Consider the following 20,813-nt stretch of genomic DNA (forward strand, 5'->3'; position numbering starts at 1 on the left):
TTCTACGCGCGGTCTCCCGGTTTCACGTTCATCGTTTGGCAGCCAGGCAACAGTCGGCGGGGAGTTTCCTTGTGGACGGTGTGGTGTGCGCAAACGCCCGCACCCCTAGGTAGTGGACTAAAGCGGTGCGAGCAGATCTCTAGCTTCGGCTTCGCTGGCTCCGCAGGCTTCGGCAAGGTCAACGATTGCGGACCTGAGCACGAGGATGAGGGCCTGGGCGTGGAAGTCTTGTTCCCCGATTGCGCCGGGGACAGCGTCGGCTCCGATCTCACGAATCATCGCGAGGGTGCTCTCGGGGCTCCGACCGGTCGAGAGGTCGGTGCCCATGGACTCGACGGCGATTGCGAGGCGTCCTAGCAGGTCGGCCACGAGATCAGTGCCTTCGGAACTTGGGGTGTACGGTGCTCGCCGTGCGATGACACGAATGGAGCGCATGGCGCGGTCGATGAGCACGCGCACGGCTTCGCTGCGGGCCAGTTCGCCGCGGTGTTTGCGGGCCGTTGCCGTGATGGTTGCGGTGTTGAGGGACTCAGTTGCGGTTTGCCGCCACTCATCGAATATTGCCTCGGATGAGCGTCCACGGTTCATGGCGATTTGCTGGTCGTTTGGTTGTCCTGTGCGTAGGCCCACGGCTGTGAGGCGCAGGGTCTCGGCGAGCACGCGGCACCCGGCGCGGGCGCTGTTGCGGATGGCTCGACGCGGGTCTGAGGGAATGACGAATGCGACAGCTATGGATACGAGCGTGCCGATGACCGCGTCGGTCCATCGTCCGAACCCTCCACCCAGTAGTGGACTCATGAGTCCTGCTGGCATGCCCACGAGTACGGCGGTTTGGGTCCCACTGTGGTTGGCCAGCGCACCGCCCGATCCAAGGAACCTTGCAATCATGACTGCGAGGAAGACGGCGATTGTGATTTGGAGGGCGCCGTGTCCGAAGAGCAGGCCGAAGTACTCTCCTGCCCAGATGCCGAAGGTGAGTCCGAGTCCGGTTTCGGCGACGCGGCGTACGGAGCGTTCAGAGGTGAATCCGAGACAGGCCCACGCTGCGACGGGCGCGAAGAATGGGTAGGGATGCCCGAACACGTAGTGGGCGACAAGGTGTGAGAGTCCACATGCCACTGCTGCGATGAGCACTGGCACGAAGGCTCGTCGTACGCGTCCACTCCCCTGGCGAACCCAGGTTCGAGCACGCGCCCCAACGACCTTGGCCGCACGTGATTGGCTGGGCACTTAGAGGAACCTACCCATGGTTCCATTCAGGTTGGCACTGCCCCGGGCTTCGCGCGAGGTTGCGCCACGGGTACCCGGACGATCCGCCGATACTCCTTCACCGGGCACGATGACCTCTTGACCGGATGAGATCGCACCGCCGTCACAGTCCACGGTGAACTCGACATCCTCGGGCACGGACCGCTTGACAACGCCGAGAGCGATGGGGCCGAGCTCGTGGTGTCGAGCAACCGAGGTTACGGCTCCGACTGCTTTGTCCCCTACGAGGATCTGCGCGCCACGTTCGGGGAGGAGGTGTCCAGAACCGTCGAGGTGCAAGAATACGAGCCTGCGTGGTGGGCGTCCAAGGTTGTGTACTCGGGCGATGGTTTCTTGTCCGCGGTAGCAGCCCTTGTGCAGGTGTACGGCGGTGCGTAACCAGTCGAGTTCGTGGGGTATGGCCTTGTGGTCGATCTCGGTTGCAGCGCGGGGCTTGAAGGCCTCGATGCGCAGGGCTTCGTTTGCCCAGGTGCCGGCAAGCCTCCAACCGCCCTCTTCGCGCTCGCGTACGGCTGCCGCTAGGGATTCTCGGGGCACGAGCACAAGCCGCCAGGGTCGAAGGCCACCGGGGTGTTCGGATGGGTCCGCACCATAACGGGTGCCGCCTTCAACCACGTCCGGCCAATGGTCTACCCAGGTCACGGGTTCACCGGGCAACCCCTCCGCACGCACTGCCTCACCGATTGCAGCCCACGAGGAGGTCACATCGGCGATCTCGACTCTGAGCATGAACTTCATGCGGTCGAGCCACGCAGCGAGCGGGGCCGCTGAGGTCCGCTCGGTGATCAGCCAGGTGGTCTCGCCATCGTCAACGACGCCTGCGGCGTGTTCGATGTGCCCCTGGGGTGAGAGCACAAAGAGTTCGCGCGAGGTACGTGGAGCGAGTCCGTCCAGTGCGGCGCTGGTAATGGAGTGCAGCCAGGACAACCGGTCTGGCCCGGCCACGGTGACAACGCCAAGGTGCGATTGGTCGACGACGGCAGCACCGCGTGCGAGGGCACGCTGTTCGCCAGTCGGGTCGCCATAATGCCAGGCGACTCCCGTATCGGGCCCAGCCGCTTCGACTGCCCCGTGCCGTGTCAGGAGCGGGCTTGCGTATTCCACGGTGGATTCGGTCATGTCAGTCTTCGATGCGCTTGAGGGTTGCCGAGACGTAGTCCTGCATCGGCTGGCCAAAGGCTGCGAGCGACTGGACCCACATGAGGTCGCCGTTCACGTTGCCGTACATGCGCTTGGACGCGGACACCTCGACTGCGGTTGCGGTGCGGGCGATGAGGTCTGAGACCAGTTGCACCTTTCCGTTCCCGGCGATGCCAAGGTAGACCGATACCCGTCCCGCGGGATCGGACAGGAGCACCTCAAGCGACGCGTGGTCGGCCGGGACGCCCTCATGTGGCTCGGGTGCGATCCGCCAGTATCCGGTCTCGGTGGACCAGAACACGGGTTCACCCTTCGCATCCGTCTCAATGGCTCCAGCGCCGAGTTCCGCTCCTGCCTCGACAGAGCCAGAACCTTGAGCCTTGTCAAGGGCCTCGAACTGAGCCATTGGGTTCGGCACCTCGGGTTGCTCACCTGGGGTCAGGTAGATCGTGGACTCATAGCGCAGGTACGGTCCGCCGTCATGGTCGAATGTCACGTTCTGCACGAACCCGGACGATGGAATACCGGGATATTCCAGCATCCCTTCGCCTTGCCAGCTACCAACCAGCCAGGCTAGTGGGTACAGTTCCGGCGCGAGTCCCTGCGGAAACGTGAATGCCATGTGTTATCGCTGTCCTTTGAAAAGCTTGTAGACCACGTAGCCTGCGAACCACGCGATCGTTACTCCGACTACCCCGAGAAGCCCGAGGAAAAAGATCTCCAGTGCATGTACGTCAACATCCATGCGTCAATCGTACATAGTGTTGCGCTGCTTCGTGAAAGATGCGGCGCTAGGCTGAAGGCGCAACCATAATCGCGTTTCAACCAAAGGAAGACCCGGTGGATCGTTCTCTCGTCATTAAGTCGACGACTGGCTTTGATATTCCCGAGAAGACCAACCAGGCGATGACCGTCGCCGTTGCGGCAATCACCGCGGGTGTGGAGACATCGGTATGGCTCACCGGTGATTCGGTCTTTTTGGCGGTTCCAGGTCACGCGGGTCAGATCGCGCTCGAGCACGCGATGGACATGGCTGATCTGGTGGAGATCGTTTTGGAGGGCGGCACGCTCACCGCATGCACGCAGTGCGTGGCCCGCCGCGGTCTGACGCAGGCGGATCTCTTCGAAGGAGTGCGCATTGCGGGCGCGCCGGTTTTCGTGGAGGAGACGCTGCGCGCTGGCGCGCAGGCGCTCGTCTACTAGCGCAACCGCGCTGAGAACGGTGATTGACGACGAGCCCATCCGTATCGTCGGCAATCCCACTTCCCAGCGCTGCGGGGAACTGGACGCAACCACTTTGGCGTTGCACACCGTTGGCTGCCCGCCCCAATCGACTAGGTAAGGACGCGCCCAACCACGTACATCAGGATTCCAACCACCATGATCGGGAGCGTGAAGACGGAAAGCCAGGCGTACTTCGAGGTCACTGATGGAAGACTGCCGAAGAGCAGGTTAACGGTCATGAGGACGAGTGCGGAGAGGACACCCATCACCGCACCCGATACTAGGTTGAGGTCCGGCAGCAGATAGGCGACTATCGCACCTGCGATAGCGGCTGCGAGCACTTTCAAGAGGCGCACGAATCCACGTGCGAACGGAAGCGCCGACATGGCGGCCGCAACCGCGAGTGCAGCCGCACCTGCGACCGCGAGTTGGTCGCCTCCGGGAAGCCGAATCGTGGCGAGCCAGCCAACCGCACACACCGACACGATGACACCTGAGATGGTGCCTATCAAAGATTCCACGAGTTCTGTGCGTGGAACCGGACGCAGCATCTCATTGATGAACGCGAGGAAGACTGCCATCGCCAGAACAATGGGGAGGAAGCGTAACCACGGCTCGTCGGGGGTGACTGCCACGCACGCGACAGCTCCCAGGCCGGACAGAATGACCACGAGGGTGGAACCGCCGACTGCGGGCAGACGCAACAGGTGAGACCAACCCAGCGCAAACGCTGCCGTCAACAAGGCGACAACCGCGAGCATCGGGATGGTGCCGAGGAACACCGCAACCGCCAAAAGGGCAGCAAGAACAGCGGTGAGGACGGCACGATTCGAGAACTTCACGGATATAGTCTCCCAGATAACCCGGCTGCCACGAAAAGCCATCCTCACCGGCCTCCCAGGCCTGTGAGCCCACAAACGTCAGGTTACGGACAGGAAAATCCCATAAAACACGCCACGTTACAGCGGCGTAACACAAAATCGTTATAGATTAGGGCACACAAAACTTTTGGAGGCGACCGTGGCTGAACTCTTGCTGCTCACGTCAGCGCCAGGCGGTTCGGTTCAAGTACTCCCCGCTCTGGGCCTGCTGTCACACCGCGTTCGCACACTCCCCCTTGAACCATCGGCGATCGTTGAAGCGCCTGAGGTGGACATCATTTTGTTGGATGCCCGCAAGGATCTCGTGGGCGCTCGTTCGACCTGCCGGATGCTACGTGCGACCGGTATTGATGTTCCGCTCATTCTGATTCTGACCGAGGGCGGCCTTATGGTCGTCACCTCGGACTGGGGTGCGGACGACTTCCTCTTGGAGACTGCCTCGCCGGCCGAGACCGAGGCTCGTCTGCGTCTGTCCCGGGAGAAGACCACCCACTTTGAGCAGGAAAACCATCCTGAGGAAATCAGTTCGGGCGAACTGTTCATTGACGCGTCAGGGTACACGGCTCGTCTGCGTGGTGTGCCACTCGATCTGACCTACAAGGAGTTCGAGCTCCTCAAGTATCTGGTCCAGCACCCCGGTCGGGTCTTTACCCGTTCGCAACTGCTGCAAGAGGTGTGGGGCTACGACTACTACGGAGGAACCCGTACAGTGGACGTCCACGTCCGCCGCCTGCGCGCAAAGCTTGGCGTTGAGTATGAGCAGATGATCGGAACCGTCCGTAACGTCGGATATCGGTTTGACCCGCCGAAGGACCGTCGGGCAAAGGAAGAGGAGCGGGCCGAGGCTGAGCGTGCACGCGAGCGTGAGCGGGCCGAGGCAGAGGCACAGAACGTGGAGCAGGAGCACGCCTGACCCGGTTCATCGCACCGGTTGTGCGTCTTGTTCTGTCCCTCGGAAAAGCCGCAGTGTGACGAGAACCCCGCGTGAACCGCGAAAAGCGCTGTCCCTCACCTGCGCACGTTTACTAGACTCACCAGTGTGAACCATGACTACAGTGATGTCCTGATCGAAGGCCCGTGGAAGCACGAGTTCGTTTCCGCCAACGGAAGCCGCTTCCACGTTGCCACGGCGGGCGTAGAAGATCGCGCGGCGCCTCTGGTCGTCTTGCTGCACGGCTTCCCCACGTTCTGGTGGTCGTGGCGATACCAGATCCCAGCACTCGCGAAGGCCGGATACCGCGTTGCCGCAGTGGACATGCGTGGCTGCGGGGCCTCGGACAAGCCCCCGAGCGGTTACGACATGCCCACCCGCACCCGTGACATCGCCGGAATCATCCGGTCTTTGGGTGCATCGAACGCGATCATCGTTGGTCACGGTATCGGTGGCACCACAGCCTGGGCGATGCCAACTCTACAACCAGCGGTCACCCGCGCGGTTGCCGCGCTGTCTGCTCCGCATCCCGCGCACCTGCACACCTCGCTGCGTTCGACCACGACGAGGTTCGCCTTCGCTCAGATGCAGTTCTTCAAGTTCGGCCCACTCGCGTCCAAGGCTCTGCTGAAGCCTGAGAAGTTCGCTCAAGCGGTGAACTCATGGGCCGCAGAACCGTTGGACCCCGAAGCCGTTGCAAATTACCTCAACGCACTCGGCATTCCATTTGCCGCACACAATTCACTCGAGGCAGTGCGCTGGTACACCTCTGCCAACCGGAGCATTCTCGGGCGCAAGTTCTTAAGCGCGGTGCGTGCACCGGTCCAGGTTCCCGCCCTGCAACTCCAAGGTGCACTCGACGGTTGTCTTCGCAGGGAAAGTGCGGCCGTAGATGCTTCTGCACTCTGCCTCAACCTGCGCTACGAGGTTCTGTCCAATGCCGGATTCTTCCTTCCCGAGGAAGACCCTGTCACCGTGAATGACATACTTCTCGACTGGCTGTCTGACTCCGTCATGAAGTGACCCACAGAACCAGCCCATCCCGCATTTCCGCTCTTGTCCCATTACACGGACAAACCGCGGTACGTGTGGCCTGGGGGACAGAGGTACGGCCCCTATGGCGCTCAGGAATCGTCAGGGAACCTGGTGATTTTCCGTGCTTCGACAGGATCCTGCTCGCCTATGCCCCGTGAGGGGCATAGCGAGGCCAGAGCGCAGGCACCGCACGCTGGACGTCGTGCATGGCAGACGCGTCGGCCATGGAAAATCACGCGATGTGACAGCAGTGTCCAGTCCTTACGTGGAAACAAGGCACAGATCTGCCGCTCCACCACCACGGGATCCTCCTGATCCGTCCACTCCCACCGACGTACGAGACGCCCAAAGTGGGTGTCGACGGTAATCCCCGGAACGTTGAATGCATCGCCGAGAACCACGTTCGCTGTTTTACGCCCGACCCCCGGAAGCTTCACCAGTTCGTCCTGATCGTCAGGAACCTCGCCGTCGAACCGTTCTGTCAGCGCCTGCCCGATGCCAATCAGGGACTTAGCCTTTTGCCGCTGAAAGCCTGTGGGGCGAATGATCTCCTCGACGTCAGAGATGTCCGCCTCCGCATATGCGCGAGCATCGGGGTAGCGCGCAAACAGCATCGGAGTCACCGAGTTCACTCGCTTGTCCGTGGACTGGGCCGAAAGCACCGTCGCCATCAAAAGTTCCAGAGGTGTCGTGAAATCCAACTCGCAGTGGGCATCGGGATGAATTTCACCCAGTTCCCGAAACATCCGGCGCGCCCGCCGCACAAGCGCCAATCCAGGAGCCGCTTCCATTCCACATCCAATCGGGTACGCAGACCGCTTTCAGCCAAAAACGATACTTCACTGTACTCAAGTTCGTGGCCAGAACTACCGAAAACCTAAACGTGAGCAACTCATGAACCACTACAAGCAGGCTTTCACACAGCCCGTTCATTCGTTACCTGCCCTCATCGGTTCTTCGGAGCGATAACCTCAATGGCGAACGTTTCACCGGAGAACGTAGCTGCTTTTCAGAGCACTGAAGACCTCCTCAGCGCACATAAGCTCTTACGTCTTGAACTATCCAGCATTGCGCACTGGCGCAGGCTGCTACGGGCCCGAATCGACCTGTGCACGGCCAACGTCGTGGCCCCGCTTGCGCTCGGTGGGCAACTGAGCGAATACTTCGATGCTTCCGACTTCGAACGTACCGAGGACATCGCAGATCTTCCCGCGACGATACTGAATGGTCTCGATTTCTTTCGTGCCGGCACGCTCCCCGAGTTGCAGCAGTGCGATGTCGCGCTCCGACGGTACGAACGCAGCGTTCGTGCGAAGTTCATGGAGCTGTCAGACGAACTCGCACAGAGGCACTCGCGCTAGCCGAAAAATATGGAAAGATAGAAATAACTATTAGTGAATGGGTTTCGCAGTACCGCGTGAGGCGCGGATCATGCAAACTATTCGAGGAATCTTTTCTCGTGTGAAGGAAGTGTCACGTGGACAACGAAAACGTCATTCTCTCCGCACCACTCTTTGCCACAATGGAACACGAAGAGCGCCAGTCGCTCATCGACTCCATGGTGAAGGTGGAACTCAACCGCGGTGAGGTTCTCTTTGATGAAGGTGAGAACGGCGACCGTCTCTACATCATCGAAGAGGGCAAGATCAAGCTTGGCTCCAGTTCCGGCGATGGCCGTGAGAACCTACTCGCCATCCTGGGCCCAGGCGAAATGTTCGGTGAACTTTCGCTGTTCGACCCAGGACCACGCTCGCTCTCAGCAAGCGCTGTGTCTGACTCGGTCCTTTACGAGCTCGAGCACTCCGCACTCGTTCGCGTCATCGAAGAGCGTCCAGTTGTTGCAAAGCACCTGTTGACCGCGCTCGCACGCCGCCTACGTCGTACCAACGAGGCACTCGCAGACCTCGTCTTCTCCGACGTTCCAGGCCGTGTTGCCAAGGCTCTCCTCGACCTCTCGACCCGCTTTGGTGAGCGCGTTGACGAGGGAATCCGCGTCGCGCACGACCTCACCCAGGAAGAACTCGCGCAACTGGTTGGCGCTTCCCGCGAAACCGTCAACAAGGCACTGGCAGACTTTGCTGGCCGTGGCTGGGTCCGCCGCGAGGGTCGCGCAGTCGTCCTGCTCGACATTGACCGACTGGAACGTCGCGCACGCTAGGCATTTTCCATCACAGCATACAGGTGGCGGGGCCCCACACGATGTGGGGACCCCGCCATTGTCGTTTCTCAGCCGTTGTTGTTCTGGGTCAGGCAAGCTCCACCACGAGTTCGACTTCGACTGGTGCGTCCAGCGGGAGCACCGAGACGCCCACGGCAGAGCGCGCATGCACACCCGCCTCGCCAAATATCTCGCCCAACACGTTGCTGGCACCGTTGATCACACCGGGTTGTCCAGTGAAGGAGGGATCGCTTGCCACGAACCCGACCACCTTCACCACTCGTTTGATGCGATCCAATGAACCGATCTCAGCCTTGATCGCTGCGAGTGCGTTGAGCGCGGCAATCCGCGCATACTCCGTAGCATTTTCCGCTGAGACCTGCGCTCCTACCTTGCCCGTGGCGGGCAAGATGCCCTCAATGAATGGGAGCTGACCAGAGGTCCACACGTGCGAACCGGACGTCACCGCTGGAACGTACGCGGCAACCGGCGCGGCCACGCTTGGAAGTTCAATCCCCAACGCTGCAAGTTTCTCGTCGACAGTCATCCGGGTCAGCCCTCGAGCGGACGCTTAAGGTAAGCGACCAGGCCGTTGCCGTCCGGACCCGTGACAACCTGCACGAGTTCCCATCCTTCAGAACCCCAGTTGTCCAAAATAGCCTTCGTTGCATGAATGATCAGAGGCACTGTTACGTATTCCCACTTTTGAGCCATACCGCCATACTAGGCGTACAGCAGGCTCATAGTCACCAAAACTACACACAACTACACAAGATTTTTGAGGCCCACGCGCGCGATTTCGCGTAGTGTAGGAAGCACTGGTTTCATGTCCGCCCGCTGTTTTGGCAACGCATCAGCGCTAACCTGGCATCGCTTGGGTGCCCTCGCGCTATCGCGACACGAGGCTGTCAACACACGCTGCATCAAGGAGAATCTTCCACCGTGAGCAACGGCAACGCACCGCACCTGACACAGGGCTCAAAGAAACGATCCGTCAATCCATTCCAGGTACTTGGGTTGCTTATCGCGTTCTTCGTACTGGCGGTCATCGGCGGGGTTCTCGCTGCGGCACTGGTCGTGCCCCTGGCAGCGGGCGCAAGCACTGCAACCGAAGTGGCTTCGGACACCTTCTACGAGATTCCAAGTGAACTTGAGATCGACGAGCCCTCTCAAGTGACCAAGATCTACGCCTCCAACGGCAAGACCCTTCTTGCCAGCTACTACGCGGAAAACCGCAAGGTCGTGTCGCTTGATGACATCTCCCTTCACATGCAAAACGCCGTGGTCGCGACAGAGGACAAGCGGTTCTGGACCCACGGTGGCGTGGACCTGCAAGGTATCTCTCGCGCGGCGATGCAGCAGTTACAAGGAGATGGTGGTGGTGGTTCCACCCTCACCCAGCAGTACGTGAAGAACGTCCTCATCCACAAAGCATCCCGGGCCGGGGACGCGGCCGGGGTCCAGGCCGCTCGCGCTGGGAGCCTTGAGCGCAAGATGAAGGAGGCCAAACTCGCGCTCCACCTTGAAAAGACCCTGAGCAAAGAGCAGATCCTCGAGAACTATCTGAACATCGCCCAGTTCGGGACCAAGGTATACGGCGTGGAAACCGCCGCAAACTACTACTTCGGCAAAAGCGCCAAGGACCTCGACATCGTGGAAGCCGCAACCATCGCGGGTATCACGCAACTCCCAGGCAAGTACGACCCAACCAAGAACCCCACCGAGAACGAACGCCGCCGCAACATCGTACTCATGCTCATGTTCCAGCAGGGCTACATCGACCGCGAACAATACGATGAGGCAATCGCCACCAAGGTCGAGGACACTTTGAACGTCAAGGAGATCCCCAACGGCTGCGAGAGCGCCGGACGCAACGGGTTCTTCTGCGACTACGTCACCAAGACCATCATGCAGGATCCAGCATTCGGTGAGACAGAGAAAGAACGTAGCGAACTGCTGTACCGCGGTGGACTCACAATCATCACCACACTCGACGTGAAGCTGCAGAAGGAGGCGTACATCACCCTTCGGGACCGTATCCCAGCCAAGAACGAGGAGATGATCGCAACCGCTCTGACCGCGGTAGAGCCGGGAACAGGCAAGATCCTCGTGATGACTCAGAACCGCACCTACAACCCTTCAAGCACCAAGAAGAAGGGTACAACCTCCATCAACTACTCAGCGGGTCCTGATTTCGGCGGTTCCCAAGGCTTCCAGGTCGGTTCGACCTTCAAGACGTTCGTGCTCGCCGAGTGGCTCCGCACGGGACACACTCTAAACAACCTAGTCAGTGCGAATCACAAAGTGTGGCAGATAAACGAATTCAAAGCCTCCTGCACGACACTGGGCGGCGGAACATGGCCCCCATACAACTCTGATGGACGCGGCAGTGGCCAACGCACCGCCCTGCAAGCAACCGCAACCTCGATCAACACCGCATACGCCTCAATGATCAGCGAACTCGACCTGTGTGATGTAGCAAAGATGGCCAAGAAGGCTGGGTTCACACCAACCGCTCGCTCGGCAAATGGTGAGATCACGATAGTTCCATCCATGGTCTTGGGCATCCAAGAGTCCTCGCCTCTGTCGATGGCTAACTCTTACGCTACTTTTGCGTCTGGCGGAACCTACTGCGAGCCCATCGCGATCACCAAGATCACCGATGCCAATGGCAAGGAACTCCCTGTTCCCGACGCACAGTGCCGTCAGACCATCGACAGCGCGACCGTCAACGGCGTGAACTATGCCCTCTCCCGCGTCATTGCCCCGGGCGGCGGTGCACCCCAGGCCGCACTCGCTGGAGGCCGTCCGGCAGCAGGAAAAACGGGAACGACCAACAACAACACCGACGCCTGGTTCGTCGGCTACACCCCGCACGTATCCACCGCGATCTGGATGGGTCAGCCAGACGATCGCAGCGTGTATCTACAGAACATCCGTATCAACGGCCAGTGGTACTCGCGAGTCTACGGTTCGACTCTTGCAGCCCCCATGTGGAAGCAGTTCATGGACTTCGCACACGAGGACAAGCCCAAGACTTCCTTCGCTTCCATTGCTCAGGCTCAACTCGGTGAACGCGAAAAGACCGATGCTGAGATCAAGAAGGAAGAAGAAGCAAAGAAGAAAAAGGAAGAGGAAGAGGCCAAGAAGAAGGAGCAAGAGGCAAGGGCCGAGAACGACAACGATCGTTCCAGCGACTCACGACGCGACCGCAGGCGCGGTAACTAGGTCTTTACCTCCATGTCACGCCTCAACCCTGCGGCGGTCGGTATCCCGGTCGCCGCAGCCTTTCTGACACTGGGCTACGCCTACCTTGAAGCCCAGGCCTTCACGGTACGCGAGCAAACCCTTCCCATCCTTCCAGAAGGTGCCGCCCCGATTCGGGTGCTGCACCTTACCGACCTTCATCTGACACCACGTCAAGAGCACAAGATCGCATGGGTCCAGGGGCTGGCGTCCCTCGAACCGGATTTTGTGATCGACACGGGCGATAATCTTGCGCACCTTCAAGCAGTGCCAGCGCTCACTCGTGCTTTGGGGCCGTTGCTGGAGATTCCCGGTGCCTTCGTCATGGGGTCAAACGACTACTACGCACCCAGGTTGAAGAACCCTGCACGCTATCTTCTGGCAGATGCTCGTCACCGTAGTCGTCCTGCTCCGCCACCGCTCCCTCACGAGGAGCTTACCCGTCACTTTGTCCGCAAGGGCTGGATCGATCTGACCAATGACAGGCGATCCATCGACGTGAAGGGAACGCGCCTCGACTTTGTGGGCGTAGACGATCCGCATCTGGACCGCGATGTATTTCCACCTGCCACGCCTGTATCCACTGTGGGTGCCGTACGGGTAGGCGTCACTCATGCTCCCTACGTCCGCGTGCTTGACCAGATGCATTCTGATGGTTGTGACGCGATCATCGCTGGCCACACACACGGTGGACAGTTATGCGTACCCGGATTCGGCGCGCTCGTCACCAACTGCGACCTCGACCGATCACGCGCCTCCGGCTTGCATGGATGGCCTGGGCCACGGCCTGATGTCGTGGGTGGCTCCAATTCCACCTGGCTACAGGTTGGTGCAGGGCTGGGAACCTCCCCGTACACGCCGTTCCGGATCGCGTGCCGTCCCGAAGCCACCCTTATCACCTTGGTCCCCCGACCCGTCCAGAAAGGGTAATTTACCCGTGCGGTATGGGGTGTCATATTGCCTGACTCGCAAAATTCCATCACGATTTACGGTTTGTGCGCCCTTGATCACATTCCCCTGAAAATGGCATTTTGAGGTGCTGAACATCCGCTACACTTAATGAGTCGCAACAACGACAAGCACCTTCGGGGTGTGGCGCAGGTTGGTAGCGCGTCCGCTTTGGGAGCGGAAGGTCGCAGGTTCAAATCCTGTCACCCCGACAGTGAGAGGCTCAGCATTTTACGATGCTGAGCCTCTGTTGTTTTCCACAGGAACTCTCTAGCGAGGTCTCCTCGTCTGCGTGATGCGCGCACGGTTTCCCGGCCTTATCGAATGGATATCGGGAACCACATCTCGGCCAACCAAGTCACTCCAATAGATCAACCTGCGAAAACCCATTGCTCATAGTCGGGATTCACGAAACAATGACCCTAGGCAGACGTCCAGGAGGGCAGATATATGGGTTACTTTATACCGGTTGGAATCGTCGCTGTGGGACTTTTCGTGTGGTCGCGCATCCGCAAGGAAAACAAGGCCATCAGTCATACCCAGCAGGACGGAATGGAAGCACGTACGAAGTTCGGTCGTCATGATGGCGGCAGTGAGGCCAGCGCCATCCGAATCATCTCCTCGCAGATGTGAGTTGAACTATCTACTACACCACATCCATGCTCTTCTAGGACCAATTGCGTTTGCTTGAGGGTACTTGAGGAGTATGCTGAATAGCGGTCGGAACCGGTCATCGGGGTGTGGCGCAGTTTGGTAGCGCACGTCGTTCGGGACGACGGGGTCGCAGGTTCAAATCCTGTCACCCCGACCAGAAAAGGCTCGAGACAAGTCTATATAGACTGTCCCGAGCCTTTGTTGTGCTCATTAACGCGCTGCAGGATACCTCGTCCGTAGCCGTCCAGCGTGCAGACGCAGATTAGGCGACGCTCCTGTATGTGTTGGTTCAACAAGCAGGTATTAATGATGCGAAGTGGGGTGGCCCAAAGGATTTACCCTTGGACCACCCCACTTTTAGTGCGCACTATGCGTCAGGCCTCTGTTTGAATTCTTCGCATCGTTCAACGCAACTTGGACTTTTTCCTCAGTTGCTCGAGGTGAAGGTTTTGTCCCAAATAAGGGAACTGTCCGCATTCAGATAGATGTAGCGGATTCCCAGATCGCCCTCGAGTCCAGAACTACGCATGATTGGGAACACCTGGGAGTCAGTCTGCTCCTGCATGGTGTCGATCTGTGACTCGAAGTAATCGACCATTTCGTCGGTGGTCTCAACCTGCTCCGCATAGGTGTAGGTGTACTTGATGGTTCCCGGCAACTCGTACTCGATAGCGATATCCGAGTAAACGCCTGGGAACTGGTCCTTGATCGCGTCGATCTGGCCGGATTCCGCGGTGACGAGCTGGTCGAGGATCTCTTCCTGCTTGGCAGCATCGACGCCTGAATCTGCAGTGTCCGTGTTCTCTGCTTCGCTTGGCTCATCCGAGGCGCTGTCGTCAGCCGCAGGGGTGGTCTCGCTCGTTGAAGGTGCCGGGGTCTCTTCGTCCGCATTCGAGCATCCTGCTGCGCCCAGAAGCATGACGGAAAGTGCAGCCGCAGCGATGGTTTTACTCAACCGCTTGTTCATGAAAGTTCCCTCATTTGTTTCGTTGCATATTCACTGGGCGAGCCGCTATACGTTCTAAGCGCCTTTCGAAAACCCAATAGCGCCGATTTTATCAGGGACTTTGTTTTCCAACGGTGTGATTTCGGTTGACACAAGAGCGACAAGAACAGACATTTTTGTATTTACATGCAGGTCACAGCAGTATCGCAGAGAAGAAGGGGATTTCTACCCATGTGAGGAAAATTTACCTGTCTCACGGATGTTATCTGCGTATTTTCACCCAGAAACCCGAGAACCCGTCACGAGAAATATGGCGGATTATTTCTCTGAGCCCCGAAAGATCAGTCGGGAAATCTTCACCCGTTGCGGTGAACACGAGAGGCAGAGGCACATTCTGCTGGAGATTCTGCCGTCGCCTCATGGTTGTTCAAGTCGTGCCATGAGACCAGCCACTTCGAGCGTTCCCTCGCCATGCGCCGTGTAGTTCTCGGTGCACGAGATAACGCCACGAAGGTGTCCGTCGAAGCCGCCAGCAGACCGTGATCAGGGCATCCTTGAGGTAATCACTGGTCTGCTGGCGCCTGTTGAAAATCCACGCTGTGGCGCAGCGCCAACGGATCATCCAGTTAAGTTACCCGTCCCGGCGTGCACGGGAGGCTGCTGCGAGTTCACGCAGCAAGTCAGCCGTGGTATTCCAGTCAATGCATCGGTCAGTGACGGATTGCCCGTAGGTCAAACCTGAGGGCGCTGGGCTTTGGTTTCCGGCCACGAGGAAGCTCTCCATCATGACGCCGCTTACCGATACGTTTCCGGCAGCGACGAAACCAGCGATTTCACGGACCACTTCGGCTTGGCGCACCTCCGATTTTCCGGAGTTGCCGTGGGAAGCATCGATGACCAGGTTGTTGGGCATTCCAGCCTTATCGATAACCTTGACCGCGTCCGCGACCGATGCCTCGTCGTAGTTGGGACCCAAGCGTCCGCCTCGCAGAATGACGTGGCAGTCAGGGTTACCGGATGTCGCAACAACCGAAGCGAGGCCGTCAGCGTTGACCCCAAAGAAAGTGTGCTCGGCAGCCGCCGTCACACAACCGTCCACGGCCGCTTGGACATCACCATCGGTGGCGTTTTTGAAACCAATCGGCATGGATAGCCCCGATGCCATCTGGCGGTGGACTTGGCTTTCGGGGTTGCGTGCGCCGATTGCACCCCAGGACACGGCATCGGCGATGAACTGGGGGGAGGTTGGTTCAAGGAACTCCGTTGCGGCGGGCACACCCTGTTCAAGAACGCTCAACAGTACTTCACGTGCGGTGCGAAGCCCGCGTTGGACATCAAAGGTCTCGTCCATGCCGGGGTCGTTGATGAGCCCTTTCCATCCAACCGTGGTGCGTGGTTTTTCAAAGTAGACACGCATGACCACGAGGAGGTCATCCTCAAGCTCTGGAATAAGTGCGGCTAGACGTTGAGCGTAGTCGAGGGCTGCTTCAGGATCGTGGATTGAGCATGGTCCCACGATTGCGAGCAGTCGATCATCCGAGCCTTGGAGTACATTGCGGATTTCCTCGCGGCTACGGGCAACGAGTTCCGCGCTACGGCCTGGCAGGGGCAGTTCTTCAAGCATTTGCCGAGGGCTGGGTAGTGGATCGAGCGCACGAATGCGCAGGTCTGAGGTGTTTGGTGCATCGAGTGCGAGTTCAACCGACATTGAGGGCTCCGTTAGATTCTTAAGTGTTTAGCACGGAACCGAGCACCGCATCACATCCGGAGCGGCTCCGTCTCACGACGAAGGGCCAAGACATTCCGCTTGTGCGGCGTCTTAGCCCTGTGCTGGCTCCGGGTGGAAAATTGGTCAGGCGTTTGCCCGCACGGCCCCACCGGGAGCCTGCGTAAACTGCCAATACCAACGTCCGGTCATGCACACTAACGTAGCACGGCCACCATCCATGCTCAAGGTATGGTGACTAACGTCCTACACTCCGGACTACTGTCGCTCCACGAACACTCGTATCCGCTCGGCCAACTTGCCGCCAACCGCAACCGATGGGGCGAAATTAGCCCAGATACCCACGTAAAAACTATGCACCCGGAACAAAAAACACCCCACCGACAAACCCGCGAACACGTACTTCTGCTATACCCCACAGCAAAGCGGGGAGCACAACCACATAGGTCGTGCTCCCTGCTCAGACGTGGACGTCAGGCTTGCTTGCCGCAACCGCAGTTGCCACATCCGCAGCCGCCACCACCCTGGCCGCCGGATGCTTCCATCTCGGCACCCCAGCGGATGGCGTTGGCGAGGATTTCGGCGATCTGCACGGCGTTCAGTGCAGCGCCCTTGCGCAGGTTGTCGTTCGAGATGAACAGGACGAGTCCCCTGTTGCCGTCTACCGACTGGTCTTGGCGGATACGTCCGACGAGGCTTGGATCAGCTCCAGCCGCAGCGAGCGGGCTCGGCACCTCAACGAGTTCCACTCCGGGAGCATCAGCCAAGATCTCGGCCGCTTGCTCAGGGGTGATGTCGTTTTCGAACTCGGCGTTCACGGACAGCGAGTGGCCGGAGAACACCGGAACCCGCACGCAGGTACCCGATACCTTGAGGTCCGGAATACCGAGGATCTTGCGGGATTCGTTGCGTAGCTTCTGCTCCTCATCGGTTTCGTTCGAACCGTCCTCGACCACCGAACCGGCGAGCGCAACCACGTTGAACGCTACGTTGTGCACGTACTTCTTCGGCTCCGGCAACTGCACGGCCGAACCGTCGCGGACCAGACCAAGCAGGTCCTGCGAAGCACCGGCCAGAATCTGCTCCTCAAGTTCCTGCGCGCCGGCAAGACCGGAACCGGAAACCGCCTGGAACGTGGTGACTACCAGGCGCTTGAGGCCAGCGGCCTCGTGTAGTGGCTTGAGAACCGGCATAGCGGCCATGGTGGTGCAGTTCGGGTTCGCGATGATGCCCTTCTCTGCATCAGCAATCGCCTCGGGGTTCACTTCGGACACGATCAGCGGCACCTGCGGGTCCAAGCGCCAAGCGGAGGAGTTGTCCACCACGAATGCGCCCGCCTCAGCGAACTTTGGCGCGAATTCCTTGGACGTGCCTCCACCAGCGGAGAAGATCGCGATGTCGATACCCGCAAGGTCCGCGGTAGCGACATCCTCAACAACAATGTCCACGCCGTTCACGGCAATGGTCTTGCCAGCGCTACGCGCGGATGCGAAAAGACGAAGCGAGGAATACTCGAATCCACGCTGCTCGACGAGGTCACGCATGACCTGACCAACCTGACCGGTCGCACCTACGATGGCGAGGTTCAGTGGGGTGCTCATAAAAAATCCTTCGCCGCACTCAAGCGGACTTGTCTGCGAGACGTAGCCGTCTCGTCGAAAATCAAAAAGAACCTAGCGGCCAGTACCCGCGTACACGACGGCTTCTACGTCGCCGTCCAACCCAAACGCGGTGTGCACTGCACGCACTGCATCGTTCAGGGAGTCCTGGCGAGTCACCACAGAGATGCGAATCTCCGAGGTGGAGATCATCTCGATGTTGATACCCGCATCGCGCAGCGCGGCAAACAGTTTCGCCGAAACACCGGGACTGGACTTCATACCTGCACCGATCAGGGAGACTTTGCCGATCTGGTCGTCGAACTGCAGCGAGTCGAACTTGATCTCGTCCTTCACGGCACGCAACGCGGCGAGAGCCTGCGGACCATCAGCCTCAGGCAACGTAAAGGAGATATCGGTCAGACCGGTTGCCGCAGCGGACACGTTCTGCACGATCATGTCGATATTCGCACCCGAGGTCGCAACCACCTCGAAGATCCTGGCAGCGGTACCGGGAACGTCCGGCACGCCAACAATCGTGATCTTCGCTTCCGAACGGTCGTGCGCAACACCGGTGATGATTGGATCTTCCACGGTCGATTCCTCGGTTTCTTCGCTCGCGGCGTTGGCCGCACCAGCGCCAACCACAGCAGGGACATTGGTGACTAGGGTTCCGGTCTTACCGGAGAAGGAAGAGCGCACGTGGATTGGGACACCGTAGCGTCGACCGAACTCCACGCAGCGCAGCATGAGCACCTTGGCGCCACAGGCGGCCATCTCAAGCATCTCTTCGTACGTAATACGGTCCACCTTCTTGGCGGACGGAACAATGCGCGGATCGGCGGTGAACACGCCGTCAACATCGGTGTAGATCTCGCACACATCGGCACTCAACCCAGCCGCGAGCGCAACGGCGGTCGTGTCCGAACCACCACGACCAAGGGTGGTGACATCATTCGAGGACTTGTTGACACCCTGGAATCCGGCCACGATAGCGACCGTGCCCTTTTCGATGGTCTCGCGGATCCGTACGGGAACCACGTCGACGATGTGCGCCTTACCGTACACGGCATCGGTGATAACACCGGCCTGCTGGCCCGTAAACGATTTGGCTTTCACGCCGAGGTTGTTGATCGCCATCGCGAGAAGCGACATGGAAATGCGCTCGCCAGCGGTGAGGAGAATATCCATTTCGCGCTGGGGTGGCATTGGGGTGACTTGGTTGGCCAGGTCAATGAGTTCGTCGGTTGTGTCTCCCATTGCGGAAACGACAACTACAACGTCATTGCCTGCCTTCTTAGCTTCGGCGACGCGCTTTGCCACGCGCTTGATGCTCTCTGCGTCAGATACAGAAGAGCCGCCGTATTTTTGCACAATTAAGGCCACGGTTTGCTCCGTCCTAGGCTGGTCCCGTCGATCTAAACGTCCACCAGGTAGTGTTTGAACCCCTCAATCATAGGTGGTTTGGGCGGGCGGCTGGTAGGACTGTCCGCCTACCGGTTGTGTGACATTGACTTGACTTGCGGACAAAGTAGTGAAGTGGAGTGTAGGGGTCTCACGAAGCAGACCCTACCGGAACGGGAACGAATGCAGTTCGCAACAAACAAGCACCTTCCTTGGCGACGATCTGGCGGTTGCTCCCGCTCCGTGCGACCCAGCCGGGCTGGGGCGGAAATGGATGCGCGCAACAGCGCTGTTCGTCGGCAATCTGGAAAATACCACCATGCCCTCGCTTTCACTCTCTGTGAACCCACTTCCTCAGAGTCGGTGGGGTGTTCTTGGTCCGGGTACACCCATCGACTGGGTGTACCCGGACCAAAAACACCCCACCGACTTTTCGCCACAGGCCCCGGTCTTTTACGCCGCAGGACGCACCCACGGGTGCGCCCTGGGGACTACCCAGATGCCATGAGCCATCTGCCAATTCATACCGGAGGTTGATTACCACAGCCGGTTGCTGGACCTACGCTTGTCGTATGCCAAATCCATTCGACGCCGCAGGCTCGGACAACGAGCAGCCCACCACGGACACAACGTTCGCGGTGCCGCTTGCACACGCTGCCCCCAGCGCCCCGGACAGTGTCTCGTCCGAAGGCACCAGCACCGCAGCCGCGGGCGCACTCGTCAACTCCGCCACAACCTGTAACTCGATCATCGAAACGACCAACGTTGTCCGTCTCTTTGGTGATTTCGTTGCCGTCAGCGGTGCCACCCTCTCCGTCAAGGAAGGCAGCGTTACCGCGCTGATCGGCCCCAACGGTTCCGGTAAAACCACGCTCATGCTGATGCTCGTGGGTTTGCTTGCCCCACACAGTGGGTCGATCAAGGTGTGTGGGTTCGATCCCGTCACGCAGAACCACGAGGTCCGCTCGCAAGTGGGGTGGATGCCCGACCAGTTTGGCATGTGGGACACGCTGACCTGCTACGAAGCCCTCGTCATGACCGGCGCAACCTACCGGATGTCTCCCGAGGAAAGCGCGCAGCGCGCAGACGAACTGCTCAACCTCGTGCATCTCATGGAGTTCCGCGGCAAGCAGGCACACGTCCTTTCCCGTGGCCAGAAGCAACGTCTTGGGCTTGCTCGCGCGCTCATGCACCGGCCTCGACTGCTAATTCTCGACGAACCGGCAAACGGCCTCGATCCGCGCTCCCGCATTGAGCTACGCGGCATCATCCGCGAGCTCGCCGAACAGGGAACCACGATCCTGATCTCAAGTCACGTGCTCGCGGAACTCGATGAGATGGTGGATTCGGCGATCTTCATCTCGGGTGGCCGCACGGTCGCTCAAGAGACCGTGGACGAGGCGCGCCAGGCACGTAGCAACTGGCAGGTTCGCGCGACGGATCGCGCCGCACTCGTGTCATGGCTTGATTCCATTCACATCGCATTCGCACAGAACACGGATGGCTCCGTACTCGTCAACATCGCCGGTGAGGAAAACGCTGCACGCTTCCTGAAGGATGCGATCACCACTGGTGTTCCGGTTGTTGAGTTCCGCCCACAGGGTGGAGCACTTGAGAGCACCTACCTGGCCCTGAACGAGGAGCGCCGCTGAT

General features: G+C 59.5%; 20 protein-coding genes and 2 tRNA genes. 11 read left to right on the plus strand and 11 right to left on the minus strand.

Going from position 1 to position 20,813, the window contains the following annotated elements; translation table 11 throughout:
• Nucleotides 1-117: 117 nt before the first annotated feature.
• From ACFSYH_RS05240 to ACFSYH_RS05250, 3 genes are read right to left on the minus strand one after another with little or no spacing between them, the layout of a single operon-like run.
• The gene (locus ACFSYH_RS05240) at nt 118-1,230 is read right to left on the minus strand and encodes an FUSC family protein (protein ID WP_377465584.1); all 1,113 of its coding nucleotides are present in this window, start codon (nt 1,228-1,230) and stop codon (nt 118-120) included.
• Nucleotides 1,231-2,388 carry a CAF17-like 4Fe-4S cluster assembly/insertion protein YgfZ gene (gene ygfZ / locus ACFSYH_RS05245; RefSeq protein ID WP_377465585.1) on the minus strand — a complete coding sequence of 386 codons (1,158 nt, stop codon included), beginning with the start codon at nt 2,386-2,388 and terminating at the stop codon, nt 1,231-1,233.
• Between the two features lies 1 nt (nt 2,389).
• A complete protein-coding gene (locus ACFSYH_RS05250; RefSeq protein WP_377465586.1) occupies nt 2,390-3,031 on the minus strand; it encodes an FABP family protein in 642 nt (213 codons plus the stop codon).
• A gap of 218 nt (nt 3,032-3,249) precedes the next feature.
• On the opposite strand from ACFSYH_RS05250, the gene ACFSYH_RS05255 reads away from it, so the two are divergent.
• The gene (locus tag ACFSYH_RS05255; RefSeq protein WP_377465587.1) at nt 3,250-3,612 is read left to right on the plus strand and encodes a DsrE family protein; all 363 of its coding nucleotides are present in this window, start codon (nt 3,250-3,252) and stop codon (nt 3,610-3,612) included.
• Nucleotides 3,613-3,743: 131 nt separating this feature from the next.
• Here ACFSYH_RS05255 and ACFSYH_RS05260 read toward each other — a convergent pair whose 3' ends face one another.
• Nucleotides 3,744-4,475, minus strand: a complete 732-nt coding sequence (locus tag ACFSYH_RS05260) for a hypothetical protein (protein ID WP_377465588.1) — start codon at nt 4,473-4,475, stop codon at nt 3,744-3,746.
• 178 nt (nt 4,476-4,653) lie between these two features.
• Between ACFSYH_RS05260 and ACFSYH_RS05265 the strand changes: the two genes are divergently transcribed.
• A complete protein-coding gene (locus tag ACFSYH_RS05265) occupies nt 4,654-5,427 on the plus strand; it encodes a winged helix-turn-helix transcriptional regulator (RefSeq protein WP_377465589.1) in 774 nt (257 codons plus the stop codon).
• Between the two features lie 126 nt (nt 5,428-5,553).
• A complete protein-coding gene (locus ACFSYH_RS05270; RefSeq protein ID WP_377465590.1) occupies nt 5,554-6,468 on the plus strand; it encodes an alpha/beta fold hydrolase in 915 nt (304 codons plus the stop codon).
• A gap of 101 nt (nt 6,469-6,569) precedes the next feature.
• On the opposite strand, the gene nth is transcribed toward ACFSYH_RS05270, so the two are convergent.
• A complete protein-coding gene (nth, locus tag ACFSYH_RS05275) occupies nt 6,570-7,271 on the minus strand; it encodes an endonuclease III (RefSeq protein WP_377465591.1) in 702 nt (233 codons plus the stop codon).
• Between the two features lie 183 nt (nt 7,272-7,454).
• Here nth and ACFSYH_RS05280 point away from each other — a divergent pair, with 183 nt between their 5' ends.
• Both ACFSYH_RS05280 and ACFSYH_RS05285 read left to right on the plus strand, forming a co-directional pair.
• A complete protein-coding gene (locus tag ACFSYH_RS05280) occupies nt 7,455-7,841 on the plus strand; it encodes a hypothetical protein (RefSeq protein ID WP_377465592.1) in 387 nt (128 codons plus the stop codon).
• A 161-nt stretch (nt 7,842-8,002) separates the two neighbouring features.
• Nucleotides 8,003-8,638: a Crp/Fnr family transcriptional regulator gene (locus ACFSYH_RS05285; RefSeq protein WP_377466096.1), complete on the plus strand. Its 636-nt coding sequence runs from the start codon at nt 8,003-8,005 to the stop codon at nt 8,636-8,638.
• Between the two features lie 88 nt (nt 8,639-8,726).
• Here the strand turns inward: ACFSYH_RS05285 and ACFSYH_RS05290 are convergent, their stop codons facing one another.
• A complete protein-coding gene (locus ACFSYH_RS05290; protein WP_377465594.1) occupies nt 8,727-9,185 on the minus strand; it encodes a RidA family protein in 459 nt (152 codons plus the stop codon).
• A 5-nt stretch (nt 9,186-9,190) separates the two neighbouring features.
• On the minus strand, nt 9,191-9,352 hold the full coding sequence (locus tag ACFSYH_RS05295) for a hypothetical protein (protein WP_377465595.1): 162 nt from the start codon (nt 9,350-9,352) through the stop codon (nt 9,191-9,193).
• A 228-nt stretch (nt 9,353-9,580) separates the two neighbouring features.
• On the opposite strand from ACFSYH_RS05295, the gene ACFSYH_RS05300 reads away from it, so the two are divergent.
• The 5 genes from ACFSYH_RS05300 to ACFSYH_RS05320 all read left to right on the plus strand — a co-directional run bounded on the left by ACFSYH_RS05300 (nt 9,581) and on the right by ACFSYH_RS05320 (nt 13,643).
• On the plus strand, nt 9,581-11,866 hold the full coding sequence (locus ACFSYH_RS05300) for a transglycosylase domain-containing protein (protein WP_377465596.1): 2,286 nt from the start codon (nt 9,581-9,583) through the stop codon (nt 11,864-11,866).
• Nucleotides 11,867-11,878: 12 nt separating this feature from the next.
• A complete protein-coding gene (locus ACFSYH_RS05305) occupies nt 11,879-12,814 on the plus strand; it encodes a metallophosphoesterase (RefSeq protein WP_377465597.1) in 936 nt (311 codons plus the stop codon).
• Between the two features lie 156 nt (nt 12,815-12,970).
• Nucleotides 12,971-13,044 (plus strand) — tRNA-Pro (locus ACFSYH_RS05310).
• A gap of 238 nt (nt 13,045-13,282) precedes the next feature.
• Nucleotides 13,283-13,465, plus strand: coding sequence for a hypothetical protein (locus ACFSYH_RS05315; RefSeq protein WP_377465599.1), 183 nt, complete (start codon nt 13,283-13,285; stop codon nt 13,463-13,465).
• 101 nt (nt 13,466-13,566) lie between these two features.
• Nucleotides 13,567-13,643, plus strand: a tRNA-Pro gene (locus ACFSYH_RS05320).
• Between the two features lie 270 nt (nt 13,644-13,913).
• Here ACFSYH_RS05320 and ACFSYH_RS05325 read toward each other — a convergent pair.
• From ACFSYH_RS05325 to ACFSYH_RS05340, 4 genes are all read right to left on the minus strand, one after another.
• A complete protein-coding gene (locus ACFSYH_RS05325) occupies nt 13,914-14,453 on the minus strand; it encodes a hypothetical protein (RefSeq protein ID WP_377465600.1) in 540 nt (179 codons plus the stop codon).
• Between the two features lie 610 nt (nt 14,454-15,063).
• Nucleotides 15,064-16,140: a 3-deoxy-7-phosphoheptulonate synthase gene (locus ACFSYH_RS05330; RefSeq protein WP_377465601.1), complete on the minus strand. Its 1,077-nt coding sequence runs from the start codon at nt 16,138-16,140 to the stop codon at nt 15,064-15,066.
• Nucleotides 16,141-16,631: 491 nt separating this feature from the next.
• Nucleotides 16,632-17,759 carry an aspartate-semialdehyde dehydrogenase gene (locus ACFSYH_RS05335; protein WP_377465602.1) on the minus strand — a complete coding sequence of 376 codons (1,128 nt, stop codon included), beginning with the start codon at nt 17,757-17,759 and terminating at the stop codon, nt 16,632-16,634.
• Between the two features lie 72 nt (nt 17,760-17,831).
• Nucleotides 17,832-19,142 carry an aspartate kinase gene (locus ACFSYH_RS05340; protein WP_377465604.1) on the minus strand — a complete coding sequence of 437 codons (1,311 nt, stop codon included), beginning with the start codon at nt 19,140-19,142 and terminating at the stop codon, nt 17,832-17,834.
• 590 nt (nt 19,143-19,732) lie between these two features.
• On the opposite strand from ACFSYH_RS05340, the gene ACFSYH_RS05345 reads away from it, so the two are divergent.
• Entirely contained in the window at nt 19,733-20,812 is a 1,080-nt protein-coding gene (locus ACFSYH_RS05345) for an ABC transporter ATP-binding protein (protein WP_377465606.1), read from the plus strand.
• The last annotated feature ends 1 nt before the right edge of the window (nt 20,813 follow it).

Source organism: Populibacterium corticicola, assembly GCF_042683685.1.
Taxonomy (GTDB): domain Bacteria; phylum Actinomycetota; class Actinomycetes; order Actinomycetales; family Cellulomonadaceae; genus Timonella; species Timonella corticicola.